The organism is Salinifilum aidingensis, assembly GCF_054782015.1.
The window spans coordinates 278891-303253 of the sequence record NZ_BAAGTH010000002.1; the positions used below are offsets into that span (position 1 = coordinate 278891).

Consider the following 24363-nt stretch of genomic DNA (forward strand, 5'->3'; position numbering starts at 1 on the left):
GGCGGTGCAGCACCCCGTGCTCGCTGAGCTGCTCGAGTCCTGGTGGCAGGCCGCCGCACGGCACGCCTCCCCCGCAACCGCCGACCTGGCCGAGTACCGGCAACGGCTCCTGCAGCGCTTCGCCTCGCGCGGCATTCGGCACAACCTGCTGCAGATCCGCAGCCGACGGTTCGCAGAAGCTGCCGGCGCGGATCCTGCCGGTGTTGCGGGCCGAACGGCACCGAGGACGGCTCCCGGACGGCGCGACCGCCGCCCTGGCGGGCTGGCTGATCCACCTGCGCACGGAGGACGTCCGGGATCCCCGTGCCGCCGAGCTGCGGACGCTGGCGCAGTCACCGGACGCGACGCGACGAGTGCTCAGCACGCTCGATCACGACCTGGCCGAGAATCAGGAGCTCATCGCCTCGGTAGACGCCAGCATCGCCTACCTGACGCGGAGGCGAGGTGAGCCCTGACGCGGAGGCGAGGTGAGCCCTGACGCGGAGGCGCTTCACGTGAGCGCAGTCAGCGCTCCCCTGCCGCGCCCGTGCGCCCCGTGCGCGTCTGCAGCTGAGTCCGCAGCGGCCAACCGCGGCGGAGTTCTCGCAGCTGGTCGTGGGGCGATGGGCGTGCCCAGGGCGGTGCTGCTCGGCGGCCGCGGAGCCTCAGGGGCGGTGCCCGCCGCCGCGCAGGTAGCGCAGGGCCCGCTCCGCGGCGTGCGCACCGCACATGCCGTGCGCGCCCGGGCCGGGCGGGGTCGCCGCCGAGCAGAGGAAGTGCCCCGGCACCCCCACGTCGTAGGGCGCGAGCGTGGTGCGGGGACCGAAGACGAGCTGGGGGGCGTTCTTCGCCCCGGTCATGATGTTGCCGCCGACGTAGTTCGGGTTGTCCGCGGCGAACCCGCGCGGCGTGCGCACCACGCTGCCCACGATCCGCTCCCGGAAACCGGGGGCGAAGCGCTCGATCTGCGCGATGACCGCCCCGGTCGCGTCACCGGTGTAGCCGTTGGGGACGTGCGCGTAGCTCCACACCGGATGCACGGTTCCCACCGACCGCTGCGGATCGGCCAGGTACTGCTGGCCGACCAGCACGAACGGGCGCTGCGGCATCCTGCCCGCGTGCACGGCGCGTTCCGCCGCGGCCACCTCGGCGAAGGTGCCACCGACGTGCACGGTGCCCGCCCGCCGGGCCGGCTCGGCCGTCCACGGCACACCCCCCTCGACCGCGAAGTCCACCTTGAACGCTCCCGGGCCGTAGCGGAACCGCCGATACGCCCGCGCCACGCGCGGCGGCAACCGCTCCCCCAGGATGTCGGCCACCGCCGTGGGGGCGAGGTCGAACACCGTCACCTCCCCCGCCGGCAGGTCGGAGGCCGAGCGCACACGCACACCGGTCTCGATCCTGCCGCCCAGGTCGAGCAGCAACCCCGCCATCGCCTCCGTGATCGACCGCGACCCCCCGGCGGCGACCGCCCAGCCGTGCCGGTGCCCGGCCGCGAGGATTCCCAGCCCGATGCTGGAGCTCAGCGGCCGGTGCAACGGGTGCAACGCGTGCGCCGCCACCCCGCCGAACAGGGCCCGCGCCGCCTCCCCCTCGAACACCCCCGCCAGCACCGACGCCGGCAGCACCGCCCGGGCCCCGAAGCGCGCGAGGCGCAGCGGGTGGTGCGGAACCCGCAGCAGCGGCCCGAGGACGTCCTCCGCCAACGCCTCGTACTCGCCGGCCGGTCCGGCGAACATCCGCGACCAGCGGGCACCGTCCGCACCGAGACCAGCAGCGGTCTCGGCGACGGAGCGGTGCAGCACCCCCGCGGTACCGTCGTCCAGCGGGTGGGCGCAGTCCACCTCGGCGAGCCGCCACTGCAGGCCGTAGCGCTCCAACCCCAGTTCCCGCAGGAAGCCCGAGCCCGCGGCCAGGGGGTGGAACGCCGAGCAGTGGTCGTGGACCAGCCCGGGCAGGAGCGCCTCGCCGGAGCGCGTGCCACCGCCCACTTCGGCCGCGGCCTCGAGCACCGTGACCCGCACCCCCGCCCGCGCCAGAACGAGGGCGGCAGCGAGCCCGTTGGGCCCAGCACCCACGACCGTCGCCGTGCTCATGCCGAACTCCCCACCGCCGAGCCGGCCCCACGGTGCTGCGCCGCCGCGCCCCGGGGGTAGCCACCGCGCCTGCCGGGGCCGGAGCAACGCCGCCTCGGCGAGGTCCTCCCGGGGCTCGCCGGACGAGCCCCGGGACCGCACGAAGCCCTGCACTCCTCCGCCGCCCGAAGCGCGGAAGCCACCAGCGCCGCAGGAAACGCCTCGACCCCGGATCTCACCTGCGGACGGAGCGCGGTGCGCGGATCACCGCCGCGCGGCTGGTGGTCCAGGACCGCTTCCGGCCGCGGTTCAGCCCCGCTCCTGCCCGGGCTCGTAGCGGCCGTCCCGCGCTGCCGCGTTGAGCTGCGCACGACGGGCCAGCGCCTCCTGCGCCGGCTGGACGTTGTCGCTCTTGCCGGCCCACTCGTGCAGCGCGGGCGCGAGCAGCCCGCGTCCGAAGGAGAAGGTGGCCTGCCACGGCAACGGGCCGCGCTGGTTGATCGCGTTCAGGTTGACGGTGGCCGTCTCGTCGCTCTGGCCACCGGAGAGGAACGCGATGCCCGGCACCGCCGGTGGCACCGTGCGCTGCAGCGCGCGCACCGTCGCGTCGGCGATCTCGCCCTCGCTGGGCTGCACGGGGTGGCCCTTGCCCGCGACGACCATGTTCGGCTTGAGGATCATCGCCTCGAGCTCGACGCCCTGCACGGCCAGCTCGTCGAACACCCGCCGCAGCGTGCTGGTGGTGGCCTCCTCGGCGGCCTCCAAGGAGTGGTCACCGTCCATGAGCACCTCGGGCTCGACCATCGGAACCAGGCCCGCCTCCTGCGACAGGGCGGCGTAGCGGGCGAGCGCGTGCGCGTTGGCGTGGATGGCCCGCGGACTCGGGCGCTGCTCGCCGATGTCGAGGACGGCGCGCCACTTGGTGAACTTCATCCCGAGCTGGGCGTACTCCTCGAGGCGCTCCCGCAGCCCGTCCAGCCCCTCGGTGACCTTCTCGCCCTCGGTGCCCGCGAGCGGCTTCGCGCCCCTGTCGACCTTGATGCCGGGGGTCACGCCGTTGTCGATCGCGATGCGGTACAGCGGGGTGCCGTCCTGGGAGGTCTGCCGCACCGTCTCGTCGAAGAGGATCACGCTGCTGATCCAGTCGCCGAGCTTCGGCGTGGACACGATCAGCTCCCGGTACTGCCTGCGCACCTCCTCGGTGGTCTCGAGGCCTTCGGCCTCGAGCCGCTTGTTCATCGTGCCGGTGCTCTCGTCGGCGGCGAGGATCCCCTTGCCGGGCGCCACCATCTGCTGCGCTGCCAGCCGCATGTCGTCACTCGGCATGTGCGCTCCTCCTGCGGTGTTGTCGTGGTGATGACGCACCTGCGCCAGTCGGGAGGTGTCATCGGGGGCGTTGGTTTGTTTACCAGAACCGGCGCGACGCGGCTGCCGGTGATCACCGGGCTCGCCGGGGCCGGTCGTTCCGCCGGTCGCGGAATTGCCCTGACGCCCGCTCGGCGAAACCCGCCGGTACCCGCCCCGCAGCGTAGGCAATCACGGATGCCGCCCTCAACGCAGGTCGCTCGGAACGGGCCCGTCTGCGCTGGTTGTTCACCCCAGCTCGCGGCCCGGGTTCCTCCTGCGCGCGGAGTACGAGGGCAGCCGGTTCCGCCCGTTCACCACTGCCCGCGACCGTCGCGGCTGGACCGTTCCAGCGCGCCGTTGCTCACTCCCGCTGCCCCTGCTCCATGATGGCGATGAGTTCGCGCGCGCTGCCGATCGTGTGCTCCTCGAAAGCGGCCTCGGCCCGCGAGCGGTCCCGCGACAGCAAGGCGTCGATCAGGCGGTGGTGCACGCGCTTGGCCCGCGCAGGATCCGAGCGGATGGCCTGGTCGTGGGCCAGGGCGATGGTCAGGTGGGCTTCGGTCACCGGCCACATCCGCAGCAGCATCGCGTTCTCGGCCGCCACCCAGATGCCGCGGTGGAACGCCACGTGCGCCTCGTGCCGGGTCAGGGGGTCCGGATCGACCTCCCACCGGGAGAACTCCGCCCAGTACTCCTGCACAGCGGCCATGCGACGACCGCTGTCGTCCTCGAGGACGCAGTCCACGGCGAGCATGTCCAGCGCGTGGCGGGCCCGGGCGATGTCGAGGATCTCGGCGGGTTCCAGGCTCGCCACGTGCAAACCGCGGTAGGGCTCCTGGACGATCAGCCCCTCCTGCGTCAGCTGGCTCAGCGCTTCGCGGACGGTGGGGCGGCTGACGGCCAACGTCGTCGACAGGTTGACCTCGGTCAGCTTGTCCCCCGGCCGCAGCTGTCCCCGGACGACGGCCCGGCGCAGTTCCCGGGCGACGCTGTCCCGCCGGGACAGGATCGGTGCCGGGGAGAGCTGCTGGTCCGCCGCGCCGGACTCCGAGGCGGCCGCGGACGAAGGCTGGGGCATCTCGGTCCTTTCCCATCGAGCAGCCGGAACGGCTGATTGTTTGACACTCTTCACCGCATCGTAGTAGCAGCGAGCGGCCCGGTCATCCGCACCGCACGCCGGTGCGGGCCCACCGCCCCCGCGCCTGAGCGCGCCCGGTCGGCCGTTCCTGGTTGAGCGGACGCTGCACCGGCGGGTTCGCAGCAAGCAACGTCGACGGCGTCCTCGCAGCTGCTCACAACTCCTCCGGGCCCGCCACGACGAGACGACCTTCCATGCCGCCAGCGACAGTGAGCACCTCACCGGAGCACATCGCGGATGCGGTGGGAGATGCCAGCCACACGATCGCAGAGGCCACATCCCCAGGTGCCGCGAGTTTCTTGAGGGGCCTCGTGGCCGTGGCGCGTTGCCTCGCCCGGTCACCGAGGGAGGTGCCCACTTGATCGGTCAACGTCCAGCCGGGTGCGACGACGTTGACCCTGCCGTCGGGCGCGATGCGGATGATTTCGTTTTTGAGCGTTCTGGCGAAGCCGTAAGCCAGCGCCGCTTTCGCCGCCGCGTAGTCGGCTTTGCCCGCCTCCCCGAAGATCGCGCTGGTGGACGATACCAGCACGATGTTCCCGCACCCCGTTCCTTCGACGTGGCGCAGGTATTCGCGACACGTCAGAAACGGGGCCGTCAAGTTGTCCTCGGTCGCGCGGTGGAACCGCTCCAAGGACATCTCCCACACGGGAACGTCCTCGTCCTCCCAGCCACCGCTGTTGGCGACGCAGACGTCGATGGTTCCGACCGCAGCGGCGGCATCGGCCACGACCGACGCCGCCTCGTCGGGGCGACGGAGGTCGCCCCGCACCACGTGACCACCGGTCGCGGCCGCGAGGCGCTCAGCGCGGTCGCGGTTCCGGAAGCAATGAACGACGACTCGCGCTCCTTCAGCGGCGAAGGCTGCGGCCGTCGCCGCACCGATCCCACCGCTCGCACCGGCTATCAAGACACCGCGACCCGCAAGGCCGTAGTCCACTTGTCGTCCTCCTCGATCGCAGTCGGAACAGCGCAGTTCGCAACGAGATCGCCAGCTCCGCGCGGGCCTGCTCATCCCACTGCTTGCGCGCCGGTGATTTCCACTACCGAACCGCACATGAAGGGCGCCTCGTCCGAAGCGAGGAAAGCCACCAGTGCAGCGACTTTCTCCGGTCGACCGATTCGGCCGAAGGGAACCCGCGCGTCGAGATCGGCAGTGCTCCTGCCGGTGCGGGCCAGGTTGTCTTCGAGCACGGGTGTGCGGATTTCCCCCGGTGCGACGGCGTTGACGCGGATGTGGTGGGGGGCGTAGTCGCGGGCCAAGCTCTTGGTGAACGCCACGACCGCTGCTTTGGAAACGTTGTACGCGATGTGGCCCGGTGCGGGGGACAGTCCCCACTGCGAGGCCGTGTTCACGATGGAGCCGCACCGGTCACGATGGAAGTCGTACGTTCGAATCGTCGCACGTTTCCTCCTGCTCTCACTGCGCGTGAACGATTCCTGGTTCCCTCGGACGCCCCGGGAAGAAAGTTCGCAGGTGGTCGTCCGATCACGGGCGCATCCTGATCAGCACGTGGTCGCGCCATCGGCACGTCGGAAGATTTCGGCACCGTCGAGCGGGCCCGCATGCCAACCGCTCGTCACTCAACTGCGCTCTGCTGTACGTGCCTGCTGCGGGACTCCCAGAAGGTGGCTCCCTTGATGCCGGCCCGTTCGGGGTCGAAGACGGGGTCGAGCCCCTCCTTCTTCTGGCGTTCGTAGTCCCGCAGCGCTCGGAGCGCGGTCGGCACGAGCAGGGCGATGGCGATCATGTTGAACCACGCGATGAGCCCGTAGCCGATATCGCCGAGGTTCCACACCAGCTCGGTGCTGCGCACCGTGCCGAGGTACGCCGACAGCAGGACGAGGACCTGCAGGACGCGGGCCGGGACCCCCCGGTCGCTGCCGGTGAGGTACACGATGTTCGTCACGCCGTAGTAGAAGTACGACAGCAGCGAGGTGAACGCGAAGAAGAGGATCGCGATCGCCACGAAACCGGGGCCGATGTTCACGCCCGGGATGAGCGTGCCGACGGCGGTCTGCGTGAACGCGGCCCCCGGCTCCACCCCCGGCAGGTTCTCGACGAGCGGGGGCCGCCCCTCGGGCAGGACGTTGTACGCCCCGGTCGACAGGATCATCACACCGGTCGCCGAGCAGACCACCAGGGTGTCGACGTACACGGAGAACGACTGGACCAGTCCCTGCTTGACCGGGTGGGAGACCGAGGCGGAGGCACCGGCGAAGCCGCCTTCGCCGACACCGGCGACGTTCGAGTACAACGAGCGCCGAACGCCCCAGGAGATCGCAGCGCCGAGCAAGCCGCCGAAGACCGCGTCGATTCCGAACGCCGAGGACAGCACGAGTCCCGCGACCTCGGGAACGACCCGGAAATTCACGAGCACGATGGCGAGGGCGATCACCACGTAGCACGCGGCCATGACGGGCACGACCTTCTCGGCGAACGCGGCGATGCGCCGTGTGCCACCGAAGACGACGAGCCCGAGGAAAGTCACCAGGAGCAGCCCGGAGATCCACGTCGGCACGCCGAACGCGGACTCGAGCGAGGTGACGATGGTCGAGGACTGCACACCGGGGATCAGCAGCGCGTAGCACAGCACCGCCACGCCGGCGGCCGCGACCGCCAGCCACCGCAGGCCGAGCCCCTTGTCGAGGTACCAGGGAATGCCGCCGCGGTACTCCCCCTGGGACTTGACCTTGTAGATCTGGCCGAGCGTGGCCTCGATGAACGCGCTGGACGCGGCGAGGACGGAGGTGGCGATCATCCAGAACAGCGCGCCGGGGCCGCCGGAGGCGATCGCGATGGCCACGCCGGCGATGTTGCCCACGCCGACACGTCCGCCCAGAGCCATGGCGAATGCCTGGAAGGGGGAGGTGCCGGTCTCGGATTCGGCGCGCCGGAACAGGCACTTGACCATGCCCGGCAGGTGCCTCACCTGCACCGCGCGCGTGGCGATGCTGTAGGCGAGACCGCTGATGAGCGTGACGTACACCAGCGGTTCCCAGATGATGTCGTAAGTTCTGTCGAGAAGGGCTTCCATGTGAAACTCCCGCTGCGCGAAGAGACGTCCCTGCTTCTGGAGAGGTGCCTGCCTCTGGAGAGGTGCCTGCCCCCGGGGAGGTGTTCCGCAGTCCGCGGGGGCTCAGCTCCGCCCGAGCGACCGGGCCCGGCGGCCGGGTGAGATGAGATCCCGAACCTCGCCGGACGTGCACGCGGACGAGTGGACCGGTTTCCACCTGGCAGTCAAACTGTCAGACAATCTTGCGGGAGAGTGAAACACGTGGCCCCGGTCACGTCCACCCCTCGGGCGGAAAAGAATGCGTTCCCTCGCCGGGCCGCGGGCCGCGGCACGACGGGACGCGTTCGACGCGCAGTGCGAAACGCGGTATTTCCGCGGGATCCTGGAACCGTCCGGGGCGAAACGTCGGGCACGCGCCGGATCGCCCCGCGCAGCCCGGAACACGCCTGCGGCGGGTGCTGCCGCATCCGGCAGCACCCGCCGCAGGCGCGGGCCGTCCCGCGTCGAGTGGCGAGAACGCGGGGCAGCGGGGAGGTTCAGCCGTCGAGGCTCCGGTCGACCGCGTCGAGAGCCGCGTCCAGGACGGCGAGCCCCTCGCGCGCTTGCCGTTCCGTGACGGTGCACGGCGGTACCACGTGGACGCGGTGCTGCGTCGTGGGGATCAGCAGTCCGGCCTCGGCGCACTCCGCGACGAGCCGCTTCATGACCGGGCTGGAGCCGCCGTACGGGGCCACCGGTTCCTTCGTGGCGCGGTCGGTGACGAGCTCGAGGGCCCAGAACACGCCGAGACCGCGGACGTCCCCGACGCACGGGTGGCGTTCGGCGAGCGCGCGCAGCCCCGGTCCGAGCACCTCCTCCCCGACGGCGGCGGCGTTGTCCACGATGCCCTCGTCGTCCATCGCGGTGATGGCGGCGACGGCGGCGGCGCAGGCGAGCGGATGCCCCGAGTACGTCAGCCCGCCGGGGTAGACGCGGTCGTCGAAAGTGGACGCGATCGGTTCGTTGACGGCGACGCCCCCGAGCGGCACGTAGCCGGAGTTGACCCCCTTCGCGAAGGTGACCAGGTCCGGGACGACGCCGTAGTGGTCGACGGCGAACCAGGCGCCGGTGCGGCCGAATCCGGCCATGACCTCGTCGGCGACGTAGACGATGCCGTACCGGTCGCACAGCTCGCGCACGCCCTGCAGGTAGCCGGGTGGTGGCGGCATGATCCCCGCCGTGCCGGGGATCGTCTCGAGCACGACCGCGGCGATGGTCGAGGGCCCCTCGAGTTCGATGACCTGCTCGAGGTGTTCGAGCGCCCGCCGGCACTCCGCGGCCTCGTCGTCCGCGTGGAACGGGGACCGGTAGGGGTGGGGGCCGAAGAAGTGGACCGCGCCCGCACCCGCCTGCTCGTTGGGCCAGCGCCGCGGATCGCCGGTCAGGTTGACCGCCGTCGAGGTGGCACCGTGGTACGAGCGGTAGCGCGCGAGCACCTTGTGGCGCCCGGTGTGCAGGCGCGCCATCCGGACGGCGTTCTCGACGGCTTCCGCTCCCCCGTTGGTGAAGAAGATCTTGTCCAAGCCCTCGGGGGTGCGTTCGGCGATCAACCGCGCGGCCTGGCTGCGGGGCTCGGTGGCGCAGGCCGGGGAGATCGTGCACAACTGCTCGGCCTGGGAGCGGATCGCCTGCACCACGGCGGGGTGCTGGTGCCCGATGTTGGTGTTGACCAGCTGGCTGGTGAAGTCGAGGTAGCAGCGCCCGTCGGCGTCCCAGACGTGGACGCCTTCCGCGCGTTCGACGACCATCGGGTCCAGCCCCGCCTGGGCCGACCACGAGTGCATCACGTGGGCCCGGTCGAGCTCGTAGGTTCGCGCGGTCGGTGGCGACGTGAGCGACATGAGGATCCCTGTCTCTGCGAGGACGGTCAGGTGTTCTGCGGGAAGCCGAGGTCGACCCGCTGCTGCCCGGACTCGGGCCAGCGCGTGGTGACGGCCTTGGTGCGGGTGTAGAAGTGCACCCCCTCCGCGCCGTAGGCGTGCGTGTCGCCGAACAGCGAGTCCTTCCAGCCGCCGAAGGAGTAGTAGGCCACGGGCACCGGGATCGGCACGTTGACGCCGACCATCCCGACCTCGACCTCGCGCTGGAAGTGCCGCGCCGTGCGGCCGTCGCCGGTGAACAGCGCGACCCCGTTGCCGTACGGGTTGTCGTTGATCAGCTTCAGCGCCTCGTCGTAGGAGGGGACCCGCAGCACCGACAGCACCGGCCCGAAGATCTCGTCGGTGTAGATCGACATGCTCGGTGCGACGTGGTCGAACAGGGTGGGGCCCAGCCAGAAGCCCTCGCCCGCGCCTTCCGCGGTGACCTCGCGCCCGTCGACGACGAGCGAGGCCCCCTCGTCGGCGCCCGCCTGCACGTAGCCGGCGACCCGGTCGCGGTGGGCACCGGTGACGAGCGGGCCCATGTCGGTGCCGCGCCGGCCGTCGCCGATCCGGAGGTCGCTGATCTTCCCGCGGATCTTCGCCACGAGGTCATCGGCGATCGAGTCGACCGCCACGAGGGCGCTGACGGCCATGCACCGCTCGCCCGCGGAGCCGAATCCGGCGTTGACCGCCGCGTCGGCCGCCTGGTCCAGGTCGGCGTCGGGGAGCACGAGCATGTGGTTCTTCGCCCCGCCGAGAGCTTGGACGCGCTTGCCGCGGGCGGTCCCCTTCTCGTACACGTACCGCGCGACGGGCGTGGAGCCGACGAACGAGACGGCCTTGGTGTCGGCGTGCTCCAGCAGTCCGTCGACCGCCTCCCCGTCGCCGTGCAGCACGTTGAACACGCCAGGCGGAAGGCCGGCCTCGGCCCACAGCTGGGCCAACCAGTTCGCGGCCGTGGGGTCCTTCTCGCTCGGCTTGAGCACGACGGTGTTGCCCGCCGCGATCGCGAGCGGGAAGAACCACATCGGCACCATGGCCGGGAAGTTGAACGGGCTGATGACGGCGACCGGCCCCAGCGGCTGGCGCAGCGAGTGCACGTCCACACCGGTGGAGGCGTTGTCGGTCATCTCGCCCTTGAGCAGGTGCCCCAGCCCGCAGGCGAATTCCACGACCTCCAGCCCCCGGGTGATCTCCCCGAGCGCGTCGTCGAGCACCTTGCCGTGCTCGGCGGTGATGATCTCGGCCAGTTCGCCCCTGCGCTCGGCGAGGAGCTCGCGGAACCGGAAGAGGACCTGCGTGCGCCGGGTGAGGGAGGTGTCGCGCCACCCGGGGAAGGCGGCCCGCGCCGCATCGACGACGGTGTTCACGTCGGCGGGGTCGGCCAGGCGCACGTGCCGTCGCGCCGTGCCGGTCGCCGGGTCGAAGACCTCGCCGCTGCGGGGGCCGACGCCCTCCCACGGCTTGTTGTCCACCCAGTGCGGCAGTGCGGGCAGGCTCGAGCTGTCGGATGTCATGGGGCTCCTCACTGTCGACGATTGCGGTTCATCGTCGGGTTCACCACGACCGGCCGACAACTGACGAAGCGTCACCCTTCACTGGCGATTCCTGACAACTCGTCAGTAGGATCGCGCGCATGGTGCGGCAGCTGACCGTGGGCGACATCCTCGCCCTGCCCCTCGTCCAGGAGGCGGTGCCGGAGCTCCTCTCCCCCGCCACCGCCGATCGCGCGGTCCGCTGGGTCCACGTCAGCGAGCTGGACGACCTGTCGGCGCTGCTCAAGGGCGGCGAGCTGATCCTGACCACCGGCATCGGGATCGGCCGCACCGAGAAGGAGCAGCACGACTACCTGGAGAACCTCGACCGCGCGGGCGCGGCGGGGCTCGTGCTCGAGCTCGGGCGGCGGTTCGAGCAGCCCCCGCGCGGCCTCGTCCGCACCGCGCGCCGACTGGGGTTCCCGCTCGTGGTGCTCCACCGCCCGCTGCGGTTCGTCGCGCTCACCGAGGCGGTGCACGCGCGGATCGTCGACGAGCAGGTCGAGCGGCTGAGCTTCTCCGAGCGGGTGCACCGGACCTTCTCGGAACTCGCCGTCGAGGCCTCCGGCGCCGAGGAGATCCTCCACCAGGGACAGCTCCTGGCGGGGGCGCCGCTGGTGCTGGAGGACCTCGGGCACCGCGTGATCGCGTACGAGCTCGGCGCCGCACCGGCCGCCCAGGTCCTCGACCAGTGGGAACGGCGCTCACGCGCAGCCGGTGACGGCACCAGCATGCCGTTCGGCAACGAGCGCTGGACCGCTGCGCTGGTGGGGCCCCGCCGCAGCCCGTGGGGCAGGCTCGTCATGCTCGGCGGAACGCTGGAGGACGACGCGGCGCTGACGGTGCTCGAGCGAACCGCCCAAGCGTTGACCGTCGCCCGCCTGATCGAGCGGGAACGGCGCGGTGAGGAGCACCGCACGCACGCCGGGCTGCTGGCGGAACTGCTGGCCGGGCGCGCGATCGACGGTCCGGACCTGCGCGCCCGCGCCTCCGCGGCCGGTCTCACGCCCCGCGGCCCCTACCTCCCGCTCACGCTCATCCCCAGCGGTGGCCGGCCCGCCGAACCCCGCGGCGAGGCCGGCGCGCCGGGCAGCGACCCGGCCGCCCGCGTGCGGGACGTCGTTGCCGCCCACCTGCGCAGGACGGGCCAGCCGGGGCTGGTCGCCTCCACCCGGCCGGGAACGGTCACGGCCGTGCTCGGCCTCGCCGCCGAGGACGAGGACCAGGTGCTGCACCGGTTCGCCCCGGCGGTGCACGAGGGGATCGCCGCGGAAGGCGACGGGTCCTCCTGGGTGATCGGCGTGGGGCGTTCCGGCGCCGCGCTCGCCGGAACCGGTCCGCTGATCGACGAGTCCGCGCACGCCGCCGAGGTCGCGGCCGTCCAGCAGCCGCGCACCCCCGGCAACCGGTTGTTCCACCGCAGCGCTGACGTGCGCCTGCGCGGTGTGCTGTCACTGCTCCGCGAGGACCCCCGGCTGGTCGCGTTCGCCGAGGCGGAGCTCGGCCCACTGCTGGCGCACGACGCGGAGCACCGCACCGACCTCGTCGGCGTTCTCGGGGAGTTCCTGCGGCACGGCGGCAACAAGACGGAGCTGGCGAGGCGTTCGCACCTCAGCCGACCGGCGCTGTACAACCGCCTCGCCACGATCGAGTCCGTGCTCGGCGTGGACCTCTCGGATGCGGAATCCCGCGCGTCCCTGCACGTCGCCGCGCTCCTGCGCGAGCTCCGGAGCGCGCGGGGCGGCGCCGCCGGGGAATGATCCGTTCCCCGCTCGCCCGCCGGTGCGCGGGCTCGGAGGTTCGAGCGGCAGGAGCCCGGTGCCCGCGGAGCCGGGGCGGTCCGTCCGCGTCCGCACCGGTGGAGCTGCTCGATGCGCTCCCCGCTCCCGACCGCATCGATGCAGTCGGGATGCAGCCGGAGGGTTCGTCCGTTCCCATTGACACGACCATGCGACAGCTCTAGTGTCACCGCTCACACGGTGCAGATTGTTTGACAATCTTCACCGACTCGGGGGATTGCTCACCCCGTTGCCGCAACGGATCTTTCCCCACCCAGCTCAGGAGGTCGAACCGTCATGCGGATCGTTGTCGTCGGGGGCGGTGTCGTCGGTCTCGCCAGCGCCTACCGGCTGGCGAAAGCCGGCTGCGAAGCCGTCGTCCTCGAAGCGCGGACCGCCGGATCCGCGGCGTCGCACGGCAACGCCGCGAAGATCGCGCTGGCCGAGAGCGGCCCCGTCCCGGCCCCGGGCGTCATCCTGCAGTCACTGCGCTGGTTGCTCAAACCCGACAGTCCGCTGTGGATCAGACCGTCGCCGGCACCGGACTTCGTCAAGTTCATGGTGGCCATGGCGCGCCACTGCAACGAACGCGACTTCAGGACCGGGTTGCACACGCACCTCCGGCTGGCCGCCGATGCGGTCGACCTGCTCGACGACTACGCCGCCGACGGGGTCGACTTCGAGATGCACCGGGCCGGGGTGCTGCTGGCGTTCGAGACCGAGCAGCGCTACCGGGAGCAGCTCGGTTCCCTGGACGTCTTCGAGAGCTTCGGCATGCACCCGGAACGGCTCGACGGCGACGAGGTCCAGGACCGGGAACCCGCGCTGTCGTCCCGGATCCGCCACGGGCTGCACTTCCCCGACGACCGGCAGGTCGAGCCCGACTCGCTCACGAGCGGACTGGTCAAGCGCTGCCGCGAGCTCGGGGTCGAAATCCGCGAGAACACCGATGTGCAGCGGTTCCTGCGCACCGGCGACACCGTCACCGGGGTGGTGACCGATACCGGCGAGGTCACCGGCGAGGCGCTGCTGCTCGCCGCCGGCGCCTGGAGCGGACCGCTGTCCAAGCGCCTGGGCTCCCCCGTGCCCATCCGACCGGGCAAGGGCTACAGCATCGACTACTCCCCCAACCCGATCCGGTTGCGCAGCGCCCTGACCCTGGAGGACGCCCGCGTGGCCGTGACGCCGCTGAACGGGATGCTGCGGATCGCCGGGACCATGGAGTTCGGCGGGCTGGACGAGCGGATCAGCACCCCCCGCGTGCGGGCCATCGAACGCGCTGCGGCCGAGGCGTTCGCCGACTGGAACGACCCGCCCGGCAGGGCCGAGCCGTGGGCCGGGCTGCGCCCGATGACCCCGGACGGCCTGCCGGTCATCGGGCGACTCGACGGCCTCACCAACGCCTACATCGCCTCCGGGCACGGCATGTTGGGGCTGACCCTGGCACCGACGACGGCGGAGCTCATCACCGGGGCCATCACGCACCGGAGCCAGCCCCCGGTCGCGGAGGCGGTCTCCCCGGAGCGCTTCGCCCGGCGCCGCCCGACCGCTCGACGCGGCCGCAGATGACGCGCAGCACCGACGATCCCACCACCGAAGGAGAAGGACCATGAGCACCGAATTCACGGGAATCCTCGCCGCGGTCGTAACCCCGTTCACCGCGGACGCGTCCGAAGTGGACGCCAAGGGTGTCGAGAAGCAGACCGAGCACGTCCTCGCCGGGGGGATCAACGGCCTCGTCCCCGGAGGCAGCACCGGTGAGTTCACGACGTTGAGCACGAACGAGCGCAAGCAGGTCACCGAGCTCTACGTCGACGCCGCCGGAGGCCGCGTGCCCGTGGTCGCCGGCACCGGCGCGCTGAGCACGGCCGAGACCGTGGAGCTGAGCCGCCACGCCAGCCGGGCCGGGGCGGACGCCGTGATGGTCGTCCCCCCGTTCTACGACGCCCCGTCCTGGGAGGAGCTCCTCGCGCACTACGGCGCCGTTTCGGACGCGGTGGACGTGCCGATCATGTACTACAACATCCCCGCGGCCACCGGCGTCCACCTCAGCGCGGAGCAGCTCGGCGAGCTGGGCCGCAGAACCGGGGTCACCTCGTTCAAGGACACCGGAGGCGACGCGCCGAAGTTCACCGACGTCCTGCACAACCACGCGGACGACATCACCGCCCTCAACGGCTTCGACACGCTGTCGTTCCACGGACTCGCCGTCGGTGCGAAGGCGAGCGTCTGGGGAACCGCGAGCGTGATCCCCCAGCTCTGCGCGGAGTTCTACGACGCGCTGGCGGTGCGCGGTGACCTCGCGGCCGCTCGTGCGCTGTGGTCCAGGATCTTCCCGATCTGCCAGTTCCTCGAATCGCACAACTACGCCTGCGCGGTCAAGACGGGCGTCGAGCTCGTCGGGCAGGACGCGGGACCGATGCGGCGCCCCGCGCTGCCGCTGGCACCGCAGTACCGCGAGGAGTTCCGGCGGCTCCTGCGCCAGGCCGGTGCGACCGTGACCGGGAACTAGGAGGCGCACCGTGATCCCGAGGCAGATCCTCCACACCGTCGACGTGCACGCCGAAGGCGAGCCGGGACGCGTGGTGATCGGCAGCCACCTGCACGTCAAAGGCGCGACCACGGCCGAACGGCTGCAGTACTGCCGCGAGCACCTCGACGCGTTGCGCCTGCGCCTGCTGCGCGAACCCCGCGGCTACCCGGGTCTGTGCGGCGTCCTGGTCCTGCCGCCCGCCGACCCCGCCGCGGACTTCGGCCTGGTCGTGCTCGAGCAGGGCGGTTTCCGGCCGATGTCCGGCAGCAACCTCATCTGCGCGGTGACGGCGCTGCTGGAGACCGGGGCCCTCCCGGTCGAGGAACCGGTCACCGAGCTCGTCGCGGACACCGCGGTCGGTCTCGTCCGGATCCACGCGGAGGTCGCCCGCGGCAAGGTCACGCGCGTCACCTTCCGCAACGCACCCGCTTTCGCCGTGGCGCTCGGCCACGTGCTCGACCTCCCCGAGCACGGGCAGGTCCCGGTGGACATCGTCTTCGGCGGGCAGTTCTTCGTGCAGGCCAGAGCGGCGGACCTCGGGGTGGAGCTCGTTCCCGCCGCGGCCAAGGAGCTCACGCGGGTCGGCGCCGTGCTGCGCGCCGCCGCGCAGCAGCAGTTCCCGGTCAGCCACCCGCACAACCCCGACCTCGACCACGTCGCGCTGGCCATGATCCACGGGGACTCGCCGACCCCCGGTGTCTCGGGCCGCAACACCGTGGTCCTGCCCAGCGGGGAGGTCGACGTGACCGACCCGCGGACCTGGACCGGATCGCTGGACCGCTCCCCGTGCGGAACGGGGACCTGCGGCCGCATGGCGGCCCTGCACGCGCGCGGGGAGCTCGCGCTGGGCAGCCCCTTCGTCCACGAGAGCCTGCTCGGCACGACGTTCACCGGAACCCTGCTCGACACCACCGACGTCGGGCCGTACGCGGCGGTGTCGCCGAGCGTGAGCGGGCGGGGCTGGATCACCGGGTTCTCCCAGCACGTCCTCGACGACGAGGACCCCTTCCCCGAGGGGTACACCCTGGGGGACCTGTGGGGGCCCGGGACCGCTGCTCCCACCGCCGCCCACCTGCCCGAACAGCGAATCTTGGAGGACGGATGAGTCCACGAGGGCTTCAGTTCATCGCCGGACAGCACCGCGAAGGCCGCGGCGGCACGCTGTCCATCGTCGACCCGTCGACCGGCGAGGTCGTCAGCACCGGAGCGGCCGCCACCGCTGACGACGTGGACGACGCGGTCGCCGCCGCTCACCGGGCGTTCACCGGCTGGGCCGCCACGCCGCCCGGTGAGCGCTCGGCCGCGATGCTGCGCTGGGCGGAGCTCATGCAGCAGCGCAGCGGCGAACTCGCGGCCACCGAGAGCCGCAACGGCGGCAAGCCGATCAAGCTCGCCGAGGGCTTCGACGTACCGGGCGTGATCGACAACATCGCGTTCTTCGCCGGCGCCGCCCGCAACCTCGAGGGCAAGGCGGCCGCCGAGTACTCCGGTGAGCACACCTCGACCATCAGGCGGGAACCGGTCGGCGTCGTCGGTGCGATCGCGCCGTGGAACTACCCGCTGCAGATGGCCGCGTGGAAGGTGCTGCCCGCCGTCGCCGCCGGCAACGCGATCGTGCTCAAGCCGTCCGAGCTGACGCCGCTGAGCGCGCTCGTGTTCGCCGAGACCGCCTGCGAAGCGGGCATTCCCGCGGGTGTCGTCAACATCGTCACCGGCTGCGGCGAGACCGCGGGGCGAGCGCTCGTCGAGCACGACGACGTGTCCATGGTCTCCTTCACCGGTTCGACGACCGCGGGCCGCCAGGTCGCCGCCGCAGCAGCGGGGGGCGTGAAGCGCGTCCACCTCGAGCTCGGTGGCAAGGCACCGTTCCTCGTCTTCGACGACGCCAACCTGGAAGCCGCCGCGCGGGGGGCCGTGGCCGGCGCGCTCATCAACACCGGCCAGGACTGCACCGCGGCCACCCGGGCCTACGTGCAGCGCCCGCTGTTCGACGCGTTCGCGCAGCGCGTCGCGGAGCTGATGGACGAGGTCCGGCTCGGACCGGCGGACGACCCGGCCACCGACATGGGCTCGCTCATCTCGCTCGAGCACCGCGACCGGGTCGCCGCCATGGTCGACCGCGCGCGCGGCGCCGGCGCCAAGGTCGTGCGCGGCGGGAACGTCCCGGCCGACATGCCGGAGTCCGGGGCTTACTACGAACCGACGCTGATCACCGGTGCCGCGCAGGACTCCGAGATCGTCCAGCGGGAAGTCTTCGGCCCCGTGCTGGTGTGCCTGCCCTTCGACACCGACGACGAAGGGCTCGCGCTGGCCAACGACACGCCCTACGGACTCGCCGCCTCCGCGTGGTCCCGGGACGTGTTCCGCACCCAGCGGGCCAGCCGCGAGATCCGCGCGGGATGCGTGTGGATCAACGACCACATCCCGATCATCAGCGAGATGCCCCACGGCGGGTACCGGTCCTCGGGCTTCGGCAAGGACATGTCCGCCTACTCGTTCGAGGAGTACACCAACGTCAAGCACGTGATGTCGGACATCGCCGGCGAAAGCCGCAAGGGCTGGCACGACCTCGTCTTCACCGCCGACTGAGCCCGCACCGGACCGGCACGCCGGTTTCTCCGGAGGCCGCACCGCGCGGTGCGGCCTCCCCTGCTGCCGCGCTCGCCCCGTTCGCAGCGCCCCCCGCGCGTCGTCGGGGTGCCACCCCGCACAGATTGTTTGACAATCAAGCCGCAATGCGGCGATCATCGATCGGTCTGCGAGCTCGTGCGCACGAGCCGTGCGCGCGGCCGCGCCAGACCGGACCAGCCCACCGCTGTCCGCGGACAGCGCGAAGCACAACCCGCACGGCGCCCGCACCCGGCCGTGGTGCGCGCCGTGGTCACACAGACGTCCAACAAACCAGGTGGTTCGACAATGCGGATCCTTCTCATCGGCAACACCGGCCGACTCGGCAGCGCAGTGCAAGCGGTGTTGCAGGAGCGCGGGCACGAGGTGGTCGAGGCGAGCCGCTCGCACCAGGCGCACCCGGTGGACATCAGCGACGCCGGGTCGATCTCGCGGCTCTACGACACCGTCGGGCCCGTCGACGCCGTGGCGTGCGCCGCGGGCCACGTCGTCTACGACCGCGTCCGGTCGCTCAGCCACGAGGACTACCGCGAAAGCCTCATGGACAAGGCGCTGGGCCAGATCGAACTCGTGCGGCGCGGCATCGCGGCCCTCCCGGAGCGGGGATCCTTCACCCTGATCACCGGGGTGCTCGCCAAGGAACCGGTCGTGACGAGCTCGGCCGCGTCCGCCGCCAACGGCGCGGTCGAAGCGTTCGTCCGCGCCGCCGCGCTCGAGATCGCCCCGCAGCGCGTCAACACCGTCAGCCCCACCGTCTTCGCCGAGTCGATGGAGAAGGTCGGGCACCTCTTCCCCGGTGAAGAGCCCATCCCCGTCCGGAACGTCGCCAACGCCTACGTCCGGTCGATCGAAAGGGCGGAGACGGGCCGCGTCTACCAGCTGCCGTGACGCCGCCGCGTGACACCACGAACGCGGCGCGGAGTGCCGCGCCCCTCGGAAGGCGCGGCACTCCCGCTCGCTCCGGCTCCGCAACTCAGCGTTGGGAGAAAAACCGCAAGACCGGGTCGGATGCACCGTCGACCGGTGGGACGTTGCGGCTCCTGTGGTGAGCACGATCCCGCGCGGGCTGCCGCAGAGCAGGCTCTCCCGAAGCGGCCTACTGCGGTTCTCCCCTCGGTGCCGATTCGGTGGGGGCCTCGGTCGGTTCGGATCCTGCGCCCGGCGCGCTGCGCTGCTCCGGGACACGGCCGGGGCGGGTGGCGGTGAGGTCGCGGGTGACCCGGAGGAAGAGCACCAGCGCGGGAATCATGACGAGGAGCGTCAGCGGAAACGTGACCAGCGGGGGAAGCGGCAGGGACATCTGCATCAGGTCGAACACCGAGTGCAGGGCCATCACCGCCGCGAGGATCGCCACGACGGACCAGCTCAACGACACTCGGCCACGTCGTTGCCAGGCGGCGAACATGACCGCGCAGGCGGCGCCGGTCCAGATCTGGTGGGTGAACGGATCGGTCAACCCGCGCATGATGAGGTCGGTTTCGGCACCCGCGAGGCCCCCGGGTGCGTTGAGCGCACCGTAGGCGTATCCCATCGACTCCAGCACGGCGAATCCGGTCGCCGCGGCCATGCCGAGCGCCACTCCGGAGAGCTTGGTCAGGTACCGGCCGGTCAGCGCGAGCGCGACGGGGAGGATCAGCTTGGCGATCTCCTCGATCGGCCCGACGTAGAGGATCTCCCACGAGTTCACGCGAGTGATGAGGAGGGTGTCGAAGACCCCGCCGACGAGCAGCGCGAATGCACCACCGACCACCATCGTCAGCAGCATCGTCCCGGCGGGAACGCTGTTGAGCACCTCGGTGCGGCGGTGCGTCGCCACGAGGAGGCCGACCGGGCCTGCGGCGGCACCGATGAGGAACGCCGCCGGTTGCAGCACGTCGTCGCCCGTGAGGGCCAGCGTCGCGATCATGACCGCGCTCAACGCGACCATCAGCGCCCACGCCCGCACACCGCGGTTGTGCGCGAGGAAGAGGAACGGACGCGCGACCGACATACGAGCACCCTCCGCAGGCGTTCTGCATTGCTGCGCAGGTGCACGACCGTAACCCGGGAGCGTGCGGCGAGGGCCGGAACCGGCGCCGATTTCATCCGGAAGTGCTTTCCGCGCACCGATTTCGGCGGCTCAGGGTCCGGTGTGCACACCGGTGCTCACGCGCGGGCGGAGAACAGGAGCTCGCCGGCCAGGTCCGGATCCACCTGGATGCCGAGCCCGGGCGCGGTGGGGGCAGCTCCGCGGCCGCGGTCGGAGCGGGGCTCGTGGCCGGCGACGTGGCCGTCGGTCCAGTCGTTGTAGAAGGAGGCGTGCAGCAGGTTCTCGGTGCGGGTGCCGGCGGCGAGGTGGCTGACCGCAGCGGTGGCGACGTCACCGCCCCACGTGTCTTCCAGGCACAGCGCCAGACCGAGCTCCTCGGCCGCGTCGCGGAGGCGCGCGGCCCTGGTCAACCCGCCGATCCTGCCGATCTTCACGTTGACCGCGACAGCACCGGCCTCGAACTTCGCCGCGTGGAGATCGCGCACCCCCAGCACGGACTCGTCGAGGACCAGCGGCACCGCGGAGCCCCGGTGCACCAGGGCGCAGTCCTCGGTCGTCCGGCAGGGCTGCTCCACCAGCACGTCGAGCTCACCCAACCCGCGGAGCGCCCGCCGGGCCTCGAGCAGGCTCCAGCCCGTGTTCGCATCGGCGATGATGACCGCGTCCTCGCCGGCCGCTTCGCGGGTCGCCCGGGTGCGCGCGACGTCGTCGGTCGGCTCGTTGCCCACCTTGAGCTGGAACCGCGTGATCCCGGCGGAGGTGCGGGCGGCCGCGAACTCCGCCATGGACTCGGGCGAGCCCAGCGGAACGGCCTCGTAGAGGGGGAAGTCCTCCTGCAAGCGCCCGCCGAGCAGATCCACCACGGGCCGCCCCACCGACTGGCCCAGCACGTCCCAGCAGGCGACGTCCACCGCGCTCTTCGCGGACTCGTGGCCCGCCAGGGCCTCGTCCATCGCGGCGTTGACCCTGGCCAGGTTCGTCGGATCGGCACCGAGCAGCACCGGAGCCAGGTGCTGCAACGCGGCGCGCACGCCGCCCGCGAACATCGGCAGGTAGGTCGCCCCGAGCGGGGTCGCCTCGCCCCACCCCTCGAGACCGTCCTCGGTGCGCAGGCGAACCAACGTGCCGTCCTGGGCGGACGCCGCGCGCCCGCCGGACATCACGTACTCGCCGTGGGCGTAGCGGACGGGGTAGGCGAACACGTCCACGGAACCGATCTGCACGGGATCCTCCTCCGACGGCGCTGCGGTGTCACCAGCATCCTGTGTCCCGAGCTCTCCGATCAAGCCCCGGTGCGCGACAACGGCTCGGTCAGCAGCGCTGCGCTGCCGACACCTCGCCCGCCGAACGCGATGTCCTGCACCGAGCCTCCGAACCGCGGGAGCAGCGCCGGGATCACCTCAGCGGTCAGAAGCTGATCGAGCCCTTCGCCAGCACGCCCCCGTCGCAGACCAGGTGGCTACCGGTGACATAGGAGGCCTCCGGGCCCAGGAGCCACGCCGCCGCGCGTGCGGGCTCCTCCGGATCGGCGAGCCGGCCGAGGGGGATCTCGCTGCGGATCGCAGTGCGGAGCCGCTCGCGCTCAGCCTCGGGCGTGCCCGTCCACATCAGGGGAGTTTCCGTGGCTCCGGGGACGATCGCGTTCGCGCGGATGCCGTACGCCGCGTAGTCGACCGCGAGCGTGCGGACCAGGGCGGAGACACCGCCTTTGCTGGCGGCGTAGGCGTTCGCGCCGCCAGCGGCGAAGGCCACTTGGGCGGCCGGGGACGAGCACAGCACGAGAGAGCCTGGTGTCCCGGTGGCGACGAGGTGCCGCAGAACGGCCTGCGCCGCCAGGAACGACCCGGTGAGGTTGACCTCGAGCACGCGTCGCCAGTCCGCGGAGTCCAAACGGTGCACCCGACCGCTGATGTCCAAGCCCGCTGCTGCCACCAACCCGCGCGGAGGTGCATCGTTCTCCCCCACCGCGATATCTACCGCCTGGTTGAGCTGGCTCTCATCAGTCACATCGCAGGGCCGGGCTGTCGCCGCAGGCGCTCCAGCCTCCCGGGCCGAGGCAGCCACCTCCGCAGCCGCTGCTTCGTCCTCGTCGACGACGGCAACGGGCACCTGCGAACTCGCGAGCAGCAGAGCGACAGCTCGACCAATGCCCGATCCCCCACCGGTGATCACGATGAAGGGTTCGTTCATCCCGCTCTCCCTCCGTCCGTCCTCACCCGGCAGCCGCTGGCACGTGCTGTCCCCCGATCAGGCCGCGAGCAGAACCTCGCCTCGCGTGTGGTGCGCGACCTGGTCCGGGTCGAGCGTGATGCCGATCCCCGGACCCGCGGGGATCGGCAGCATCCCCTCGGCATCGAGCCGGAACGGTTCGGTGGTGAGTCCGTCCACGTAGGCCGAACCTGTCTTGTACTCCACGAGGTCGGTGTCGGCCAGTGCCGAGGCCAGCTGGAGATCGGCCGCCAACCCCACCGCGGTGTTCCAACCGTGCGGAATCAGCCGAGAGCCGTTCTCCTCGGCGAGCCAGCCCACGCGTCGGCTCTCGCTGAGACCGCCCACCTTGGTGACATCGGGTTGGACGATGTCGAAGCAACCGGCCTGCAGGTACGGGCGGAACGCCTGACGGCGCGTGAGGACCTCGCCGCCGGCGATCGGAACCGGAGCGCGGTGACGCAGAGCCGCGAACTCCTCGACCGCGTCCGGGCGCAGCGGTTCCTCGAACCACGCCACCTCGTAGTGATCGAGCATCGACGCCGTCCGCAGCGCCCACTTGTAATCCCCCCGCCAGAAGGCGTCGCTGCCGCCCGCGTCCACGGCCAGCAGGCGCTGGTCCCCGATCGCCTCCCGAGCCGCGGCGACGACCCGCTCGTCCTGACGAGCGCTTCCCCGGCCGATCGGTCCCCAACCGATCTTGAAGGCCCGAAAGCCCTGGTCGACCAAGTCGCTCAGGGTGTGCTTCAGCGGGCCCGGCTCGTCGGCGAGCACCGAGGCGTACGGCAACACGCGCTCGCGGTGGCGCCCTCCGAGCAACCGTCCCACGGGCTGACCCGTGATCTGGCCGAACAAGTCCCACACCGCCAGATCGATCCCGCTGATCGCGTGCGTGAGCGCTCCCCCACGACCCGACCAGAAGGTGTGCTGGTGCAACCGCTCGGTCAGCCGCTCCGGTTCGAGGACGCTCTGCCCCTCGAGCAGCGGCCACAAGACCTCGAGGGAAGCCTTCACCAGCTGATCGTGGGTGAAAACGCTGCCCACACCCACCAGCCCCTCGTCCGCGTGCACAGCGAGCAGCGTGTGCACGACGTCGTCCGGCTCGAGCTCGGCGGACCACCCGCCCGGCGGCGTGGCTCCGCGCAGTCCCACAGCCCGGATGTCACGGATCTGCACAGCACGTCCTCCCTCAGCTGTCACGCACAGGGCACCACTGTATGCTGATTATCGATAATCGGCAATACGCTGGTCCAGCGCGTACACTCACCGACAAGCAGCCGAGGAGGATCGTGGTGCACAGCATGGCCAGCGCCGCCCGTTCGACCAGAGGTTTCGTCGTCGACTCCCTGCGGGAGGCGATCGTCGAGGGTCGCTTGCCGGCGGGATCGCGGCTCGGGCAGGACCAGCTGCGCGCCGAGTTCGCGACCAGCGCCGCCCCGGTCCGCGAAGCTCTCCGCCAGCTCGAGAGCGAAGGCTTGGTCGTCCACTACCCCAACCGCGGCTCGTTCGTCACGGAGGTCGACGCCCACGAGCTCCGCGGAGTCCTCCTCCCCGTCCGCCTCCAACTCGAACAGCACGCCGCCCGCCACGCGATCGCGCACGCCGCCACCGCCTTCTGGGACGGGCTCGCCGAGATCGTGCACGCCATGCGCTCAGCCGCCGACCACGGCGACCTCCGCGCCGTGACCGAGACCGACGTGCGCTTCCACCGAACGCTGATCAGCGAGGCGCACTCGGTGCACGCCACCCACATCTGGTCCGGCATCGAATCCCGCATCCGCATGCAGTTCCACATCCTCGGACGACCGCAGCACCGCCTGCACTCCATCGCCGAAGAGCACGAACAGCTGCTCGACGAGTTGCGCAGCGGGGACCGCTCACGCGCCGATGACGCGCTCCGAGAACACATCGTCGACGCCGCCGAACAACTCCTCGACAAGCCACCCAACGACACCGCGCCCTGATCGAGGCGGAAGCTCCGCTCCGAGCCAGCGGTGCGGATGCACACCACAGGAATCCGGGTGGTGTCCGGTCGCGTGGATCCGGACAGGCGAAACCACCGCACAACGCCGCAACTACCCAGCGCGGAGAAGCTCGACCACGAAACCCGGCACGCAGGATCGCTGAGGGTTTCGACTGCGCCGAAGGGGCGAGTCGGGCCGCATCCCGCGGTCGTGCAGAGCGCTGAGCTGCGT

20 protein-coding genes are annotated in these 24363 nt (G+C 71.5%); 8 read left to right on the plus strand and 12 right to left on the minus strand.

The genetic code is table 11. The features are described from left to right. The first annotated feature begins 203 nt into the window (after window positions 1-203). Entirely contained in the window at window positions 204-455 is a 252-nt protein-coding gene (locus ACYVJE_RS04335) for a hypothetical protein (protein ID WP_461143370.1), read from the plus strand. Between the two features lie 189 nt (window positions 456-644). Here the strand turns inward: ACYVJE_RS04335 and ACYVJE_RS04340 are convergent, their stop codons facing one another. From ACYVJE_RS04340 to ACYVJE_RS04375, 8 genes are all read right to left on the minus strand, one after another. After that, complete coding sequence (locus ACYVJE_RS04340; RefSeq protein WP_461143371.1) at window positions 645-2075, minus strand: phytoene desaturase family protein; 1431 nt, start codon at window positions 2073-2075, stop codon at window positions 645-647. Window positions 2076-2363: 288 nt separating this feature from the next. Continuing rightward, entirely contained in the window at window positions 2364-3380 is a 1017-nt protein-coding gene (locus tag ACYVJE_RS04345) for a class I fructose-bisphosphate aldolase (RefSeq protein WP_459159625.1), read from the minus strand. A 382-nt stretch (window positions 3381-3762) separates the two neighbouring features. After that, window positions 3763-4479 (minus strand): GntR family transcriptional regulator, encoded by a 717-nt coding sequence (locus ACYVJE_RS04350; protein WP_461143372.1) that lies wholly within the window; start codon window positions 4477-4479, stop codon window positions 3763-3765. A 214-nt stretch (window positions 4480-4693) separates the two neighbouring features. Further along, window positions 4694-5479, minus strand: coding sequence for an SDR family NAD(P)-dependent oxidoreductase (locus ACYVJE_RS04355; RefSeq protein ID WP_461143373.1), 786 nt, complete (start codon window positions 5477-5479; stop codon window positions 4694-4696). Window positions 5480-5550: 71 nt separating this feature from the next. Further along, window positions 5551-5937: an SDR family NAD(P)-dependent oxidoreductase gene (locus ACYVJE_RS04360; protein WP_461143533.1), complete on the minus strand. Its 387-nt coding sequence runs from the start codon at window positions 5935-5937 to the stop codon at window positions 5551-5553. A gap of 182 nt (window positions 5938-6119) precedes the next feature. Next, window positions 6120-7577, minus strand: coding sequence for an alanine/glycine:cation symporter family protein (locus ACYVJE_RS04365; RefSeq protein WP_461143374.1), 1458 nt, complete (start codon window positions 7575-7577; stop codon window positions 6120-6122). 515 nt (window positions 7578-8092) lie between these two features. After that, window positions 8093-9436: an aminotransferase class III-fold pyridoxal phosphate-dependent enzyme gene (locus ACYVJE_RS04370; RefSeq protein WP_461143375.1), complete on the minus strand. Its 1344-nt coding sequence runs from the start codon at window positions 9434-9436 to the stop codon at window positions 8093-8095. 26 nt (window positions 9437-9462) lie between these two features. Continuing rightward, a complete protein-coding gene (locus tag ACYVJE_RS04375; protein ID WP_461143376.1) occupies window positions 9463-10974 on the minus strand; it encodes a CoA-acylating methylmalonate-semialdehyde dehydrogenase in 1512 nt (503 codons plus the stop codon). A 119-nt stretch (window positions 10975-11093) separates the two neighbouring features. Here ACYVJE_RS04375 and ACYVJE_RS04380 point away from each other — a divergent pair, with 119 nt between their 5' ends. From ACYVJE_RS04380 to ACYVJE_RS04405, 6 genes are all read left to right on the plus strand, one after another. Further along, window positions 11094-12752: a PucR family transcriptional regulator gene (locus tag ACYVJE_RS04380; protein ID WP_461143377.1), complete on the plus strand. Its 1659-nt coding sequence runs from the start codon at window positions 11094-11096 to the stop codon at window positions 12750-12752. Window positions 12753-13067: 315 nt separating this feature from the next. Further along, window positions 13068-14339, plus strand: a complete 1272-nt coding sequence (locus ACYVJE_RS04385; RefSeq protein ID WP_461143378.1) for an NAD(P)/FAD-dependent oxidoreductase — start codon at window positions 13068-13070, stop codon at window positions 14337-14339. 40 nt (window positions 14340-14379) lie between these two features. Next, window positions 14380-15282 carry a dihydrodipicolinate synthase family protein gene (locus ACYVJE_RS04390; RefSeq protein ID WP_461143379.1) on the plus strand — a complete coding sequence of 301 codons (903 nt, stop codon included), beginning with the start codon at window positions 14380-14382 and terminating at the stop codon, window positions 15280-15282. 10 nt (window positions 15283-15292) lie between these two features. Next, on the plus strand, window positions 15293-16408 hold the full coding sequence (locus ACYVJE_RS04395; protein WP_461143380.1) for a proline racemase family protein: 1116 nt from the start codon (window positions 15293-15295) through the stop codon (window positions 16406-16408). Next, window positions 16405-17892 carry a gamma-aminobutyraldehyde dehydrogenase gene (locus tag ACYVJE_RS04400; RefSeq protein WP_461143381.1) on the plus strand — a complete coding sequence of 496 codons (1488 nt, stop codon included), beginning with the start codon at window positions 16405-16407 and terminating at the stop codon, window positions 17890-17892. Before ACYVJE_RS04395 ends, ACYVJE_RS04400 begins: the two co-directional genes overlap by 4 nt. A gap of 327 nt (window positions 17893-18219) precedes the next feature. Further along, window positions 18220-18819 carry a short chain dehydrogenase gene (locus ACYVJE_RS04405; protein ID WP_461143382.1) on the plus strand — a complete coding sequence of 200 codons (600 nt, stop codon included), beginning with the start codon at window positions 18220-18222 and terminating at the stop codon, window positions 18817-18819. 208 nt (window positions 18820-19027) lie between these two features. Here ACYVJE_RS04405 and ACYVJE_RS04410 read toward each other — a convergent pair whose 3' ends face one another. The 4 genes from ACYVJE_RS04410 to ACYVJE_RS04425 form a co-directional block, all read right to left on the minus strand. Further along, entirely contained in the window at window positions 19028-19921 is an 894-nt protein-coding gene (locus ACYVJE_RS04410; RefSeq protein WP_461143383.1) for a PrsW family intramembrane metalloprotease, read from the minus strand. Window positions 19922-20076: 155 nt separating this feature from the next. Further along, window positions 20077-21183, minus strand: coding sequence for a mandelate racemase/muconate lactonizing enzyme family protein (locus tag ACYVJE_RS04415; protein WP_461143384.1), 1107 nt, complete (start codon window positions 21181-21183; stop codon window positions 20077-20079). Window positions 21184-21367: 184 nt separating this feature from the next. After that, the gene (locus ACYVJE_RS04420) at window positions 21368-22150 is read right to left on the minus strand and encodes an SDR family NAD(P)-dependent oxidoreductase (protein WP_461143385.1); all 783 of its coding nucleotides are present in this window, start codon (window positions 22148-22150) and stop codon (window positions 21368-21370) included. A 57-nt stretch (window positions 22151-22207) separates the two neighbouring features. Next, entirely contained in the window at window positions 22208-23320 is a 1113-nt protein-coding gene (locus tag ACYVJE_RS04425) for a mandelate racemase/muconate lactonizing enzyme family protein (RefSeq protein ID WP_461143386.1), read from the minus strand. Window positions 23321-23457: 137 nt separating this feature from the next. Here ACYVJE_RS04425 and ACYVJE_RS04430 point away from each other — a divergent pair, with 137 nt between their 5' ends. Continuing rightward, on the plus strand, window positions 23458-24132 hold the full coding sequence (locus tag ACYVJE_RS04430) for a GntR family transcriptional regulator (RefSeq protein ID WP_461143387.1): 675 nt from the start codon (window positions 23458-23460) through the stop codon (window positions 24130-24132). Window positions 24133-24363 lie beyond the last annotated feature (231 nt).